Consider the following 5,643-nt stretch of genomic DNA (forward strand, 5'->3'; position numbering starts at 1 on the left):
TTGTAGTCTTAGGTGGATTAATGCTTTTGGGGATGATTTTAAAACAGCAAAAATGGATGAGATAATCGCGCAAAATTACGGATGGGRATTTACTATTAATGAACACACTTAAAAATGGACTAACCTGATATAGGTTAGTCCATTTCTTTTTATGCAACTCTAATTTAGTGGGCAACTCAAACATGAATGTTACGCAAAATTCAGGTGAAATATATTGATTGTGTTTACTTAGGTTTTCCTTTTTATTTGTGGTACGGTTCACCGTAACTAATCTAAATGAGGTTATTGTTCATTATTTTCATAATTAAATTTAACAAAAAAGGTAGTGCCTTCCGAGCCTGTTTGAATTTCTATTTTCGCATTATGCCGGGCAGCAATGGCATAACATACGCCTAATCCCAATCCAGTTCCATTATCTTTGGTCGTGTAAAATGGAGTACCCAGTTTCTCTAATACTTCAGGCCTGATACCTTTTCCTTGATCCCGCACTGCAAGCACCACACAATTTTGACATTCTTTGTAGGTGCTAATGGTTAGAATTTTCCCTGTGCTCATCGCTTCTAAGCCATTACGGTATAGGTTTATTAATAATTGCCGTATCTCATTACGATTTAAAAGTAATTCCGGAATGTCATTTGTATCGACTTGAATATATTTATTTTGATTATACGTATCAATCTTTATTAAAGGAATAATATCGTGGATAATTGAATTTAAATCTAACATCTGCAAATCCGATTTCCTTGTATTACCGATTGAGAGAAATTCAGTAATAATAGAATTGGCACGGTCAAGTTCTTCAATCATTAAATTAAAGTACTTATTATGTTTCTCATAGGTGTGCTCTTCTTTTAATAACTGCAAAAATCCTCTTACTGTTGTCATTGGATTTCTAATCTCATGGCTGATACCTGCTGCCATTTGTCCTATTAAATCTATGTTGGATAACCTTTTCAATTCCTGCTCATATTGCTTTTTTTCCGTTATGTTTTTAAAAATACAACAAATACCATCATCATACGGGTATGCAATAACTTCGTGCCAATATTCATCAGAGATAGAAAAAAATTCGAAATGAACTGTAATTCGCTCTGACATTGCACGATGAAATTCCTTATACATAACTGCGTCGACGCTACTCGGGAAGACCTCCCATATATTCTTACCTAATACATCTTTTGCTGTTTTTCTTTGTGGAAAATATTGATGCTTATTTACGTACGTGAATTCCCATTTATTATTCAAAGTAAAGAATCCATCCGTAATAATTTCAATCACACTTGTAACTTTTTCATTAGCAGCAGCTAGTTCTCTCGTTCGCTCTTCCACCATGCTTTCAAGTTGATCCATATATAACAAGTTTGAAAACGTAGGAGCTGTGGCATCAACGATAGATTTTGCCAGTTGAATTTGGGAATTATCGTAATTGTGAGCTTTTCCCTCTTTGCCAACGACGATTACCCCTAATACTTCTCCCATTGAAACCAATGGAATCATCAGTAGACCCTTACTATCTATATTTTTTGTTTGAATAACCTCTTGGATCTTGGCTTCATAGCTTTTCTCCAYCCAATCCGCTTCTGTCCAATMACARTCCTTGCTTAACTTCGTTGTTTTAATCGTTGTTTTGTCTAGCGGGTCTAAAAGGTGGGCAGCCATGTTTTTACTCTCTAAAATCTGTCCTAAGTAAAAAAAACATTTATCAAAACTCTCCTGTATCGAGGAACACATTGATAAATCACGGGTAACATYTAGTAACAGCTGCTTCTCGGMAATAAGGTTTTCCTTTTGTGTTAAATTATTTGCGTTTTGAATTGCGACCGCAGCCATATTTACATAAGCTTCAACACTTTGAATCTCTGAATCTGTTAAGTTCATTGGAACTCCATAATCAAATAAAAAAACCAGACCAAATAACTCTTGTCCAAATGAGATAGGCAGGGCTAATAAGGACTTAATTTTGAACGCATCAACTGGTCTTGGATCCGGCCGATGATCCTTTGAGGTATCAGGGATATAGATGGTTTTTTTTGTTTCAATAACTTCTTTTGCCAGTAAGTCTATTTCAGGATCAATTACCTGAGTATCGAGCGTTACGCCATTTATGGTCTCTGGTTTCCCTGCAAACCCTCTAAATGTTCCATCTTCCTGGGGTAAATAAATTCCAACAGCGTTGCACCTAACAATCTCCTCTGATATCGCCATTGTTACACGCTGCAATACTTCACGTAGTTCTAATTTTGTATTTATTATTTTTGTTATATTCGCGAGCCTAGAATATCTCGTCTGATCACTTAACATTCACATAGCCTCCAAGTTATAGGCATAATAAAATAAACATGATAATATCAGTGAAAATCAAGACCAACCTGCCATTTTCAATTTTCTCCTGTATTCTTTTCTTACCCTTGTTTTACATAGAATACCTCACTTACTTATGATACGGTTCACCTTAATTAAAATGGAACAAACACTCATAAAATCGCTACACCCTATCCCCTCTAACTTTCAAAAGTTACACTGTTTCACTATCTCCATCCTTATCAACACTCGCCTCAAACTTATCAAGCAACGCACGCACTTCATCAGTTGATTTCGTGTTCATCAATTGATTTCTTAGTTCAGCAGCTCCAGGGAATCCTTTTACATAAATTTTGAAGAAGCGATGAAGCCCTGTGATTGAACGTGGTAGTACTTCTGCATATTGATCTTGAAGGTCAAGCTGCAGTCTTAAAAGGTCAAGGTGTTCTTTACTGCTATGTTCTCTTGGCTCTTTTTCAAAGGCAAACGGATTTTTAAAGATTCCTCGTCCAATCATAACGCCATCAATACCGTATTTTTCAGCAAGTTCCATTCCAGTTTGACGGTCAGGAATGTCTCCATTGATTGTTATTAACGTATTTGGTGCGATACGGTCACGTAACTTTTTAATTTCCGGAATTAGTTCCCAGTGCGCATCTACTTGGCTCATTTCTTCTCTTGTACGTAAGTGAATAGAAAGGTTCGCAATATCTTGTTTGAAAATGTGCGTTAACCAATCTTCCCATTCGCTTAATTCTTTAAAGCCCAGTCGTGTTTTTACACTGACAGGTAGTCCACCCGCTTTTGCTGCTTGAATAAGTTCTGCCGCAACGTCTGGACGTAGAATAAGACCACTACCTTTTCCTCTTGATGCTACGTTCGGTACAGGGCAGCCCATATTAATATCRATACCTTTAAATCCTARCTCTGCCATACCAATACTCATTTGACGGAAATATTCAGGAGTATCTCCCCAAATATGCGCGACTATCGGCTGTTCATCTTCTGTAAAAATTAAACGGCCACGTACACTTTTCATACCTTCTGGATGACAATAGCTATCCGAGTTTGTAAACTCTGTGAAGAATACATCTGGGCTACCAGCTTCACTTACTACGTGACGGAAAACAACGTCTGTCACATCTTCCATTGGTGCAAGTACGAAAAATGGTCGTGGTAAATCATTCCAAAAATTATCTATCATTTCAAATTCAAATCCTCTCAATATGAATACAATTTCAAACTCTCAATTTAAAAATATAAAGCCAAATAGCAAAAGTACATTTGGACATTTATATTTTGTGAAAATCAGCAATATTCATTTTAACTAAAATCGTTGCTGAATGGTATTTTTATAAACCAAAAAGCAGATGGTATAGATTTTTTCTATATCAACTGCTTTTTTATTATACCAACTTAAGCCAAGCCACACACTCCACATGAGTCGTATGCGGGAACATATCTACAGGTTGTACTTCCTGCGTTTTATATCCGCCTTCTTCTAGTACTTTTAAGTCGCGTGCTAATGTTGCTGGATTGCATGATACGTATACGACGCGCTTTGGCTTCATGTCGATGATTGTGTTTAGTAATGCTTCATCACAGCCTTTACGCGGTGGGTCTACGACCATTGTGTCGGCGATTACGCCTTCTTTGTACCATTTTGGAATGACTACTTCTGCTTCTCCTACGCCAAATTCAGCGTTTGTCATGTTGTTTAGTGCTGCGTTTCGGTTTGCGTCTTCGATTGCTTCTGGGACGATTTCAACGCCGTACACTTTTTTCGCTTTTTGTGCTAGGAATAAGGAGATTGATCCAATTCCGCAATAGGCATCAATTACTGTTTCGTTACCATTTAATTTTGCGTATTCTAACGTTTTATCGTATAGCACTTTCGTCTGTTCTGGGTTTACTTGATAGAATGAACGTGCTGAAATCGCAAATTTAATGTCACCGATAAAGTCATAAATATATTCTGATCCGTACAGTACTTTCGTTTTGTCTCCGAAAATAACGTTTGTACGTTTCGTGTTTACGTTTTGAACGATTGATTTTACTTCTGGGAATTTCGCTGCGATTTCTTCAATGATTGCTTCTTTATTTGGCARTTCAACTGTACGTGTAATRAAGACAAGCATAATTTCCCCTGTTACTTGTCCGTAGCGAGCCATTACGTGGCGAAGTGTTCCTTTGTTACGCTCTTCATTGTAAGCCGAAATACCGTGCTTTTCACAAATACGTTTTACTTCTTGAATTAATGTATCGTTTTCTTCCGCCTGAATTAAGCATGATTCCATATTAATGATGTCATGCGTTCCTTGACGATAGAAACCAGCTACAAGTCCACCTTCACGTTCTCCAATTGGCACTTGTGCTTTATTGCGGTATACCCACGGGTTTTTCATGCCAAGTACAGGATGAACAGGAACATCACTTAATCCACCGATGCGCTGCATAACGTCACGTACTTGTTTTTCTTTCGCTTTTAATTGTCCTTCATATGTTAAGTGCTGAAGTTGACAACCTCCGCACTCGTTGTACACGGGGCATTCTGCATCTTTACGATATGGACTTTCTTGATGAAGTTTCATTAAACGACCAAACGCGAAGTTTTTCTTCACTTTAATAATTTTAATTTGCGCTTCCTCACCTGGTAATCCGTTTTTTACGAAAATAGGATATCCCTTCACTTTCGCAACACCGGCACCATCATGTGTTAAATCTTCAAACACTACATCTATAAACTCGTTTTTTTCAACTGGTGGCGTCATTTTTATACTCATTTTCCGACCTCTCTTTTTCATAACACTGCGTTACATTTTATCATACTTATATGGTCTATTTCTATTGGAAGAAAAAAAGCTATTGACGATAGTTCTCTAGTAATGTTACGCTACTACTAATTTAATACGGACGATGTTACCTCATATATAGTCGATAATATGGATCGAGAGTTTCTACCCGGCAACCTTAAATTGCTGGACTATGGGGAAAACTAATGAATATTAGCCTATGTATAAAAAAGACTCCTATTGATTAGCTTTCTCTCATAGATGAAAGTGAATCCATAGGGGTCTTTTTTTATTTTTCAAAAAGGTCAGACATCTTACGTATGACATGAAACTTCCATTACTTTATTTTTAGTAATATAACGAGCGTTTTATGTAAAAACTTTATACGAACTTCTGAAAGGGGCAACTACATGCAATATGTAATGAGCATTATCGGTATTCTTGTCGTTTTAGGTTTATGCTTTGCTTTGTCAAACAATAGAAGTAAAATCAACTTCCGTGCAATTGCTATTATGATTAGTTTCCAAATTTTAATCGGTTGGTTTATGTT

Annotated in this window: 4 protein-coding genes and 1 riboswitch; of the genes, 1 reads left to right on the forward strand and 3 read right to left on the reverse strand. The window is 36.7% G+C overall.

The genetic code is table 11. The features are described 5' to 3' along the window. Window positions 1-282 precede the first annotated feature (282 nt). The 3 genes from AC1DJR_RS15685 to rlmD all read right to left on the reverse strand — a co-directional run bounded on the left by AC1DJR_RS15685 (window position 283) and on the right by rlmD (window position 5,084). On the reverse strand, window positions 283-2,301 hold the full coding sequence (locus tag AC1DJR_RS15685) for a GAF domain-containing sensor histidine kinase (protein WP_477002971.1): 2,019 nt from the start codon (window positions 2,299-2,301) through the stop codon (window positions 283-285). A gap of 214 nt (window positions 2,302-2,515) precedes the next feature. Further along, entirely contained in the window at window positions 2,516-3,505 is a 990-nt protein-coding gene (locus AC1DJR_RS15690) for a tRNA dihydrouridine synthase (RefSeq protein WP_088293279.1), read from the reverse strand. A 202-nt stretch (window positions 3,506-3,707) separates the two neighbouring features. Continuing rightward, window positions 3,708-5,084, reverse strand: coding sequence for a 23S rRNA (uracil(1939)-C(5))-methyltransferase RlmD (gene rlmD / locus AC1DJR_RS15695; protein ID WP_429687010.1), 1,377 nt, complete (start codon window positions 5,082-5,084; stop codon window positions 3,708-3,710). Between the two features lie 121 nt (window positions 5,085-5,205). Beyond that, window positions 5,206-5,307, forward strand: a riboswitch (purine riboswitch). Between the two features lie 196 nt (window positions 5,308-5,503). Here rlmD and AC1DJR_RS15700 point away from each other — a divergent pair. Then, window positions 5,504-5,643: Na+ dependent nucleoside transporter N-terminal domain-containing protein (locus tag AC1DJR_RS15700; protein ID WP_477002972.1), on the forward strand; the 140-nt coding region annotated here is incomplete at its 3' end.

This window comes from Bacillus sp. 05T31, assembly GCF_056396725.1.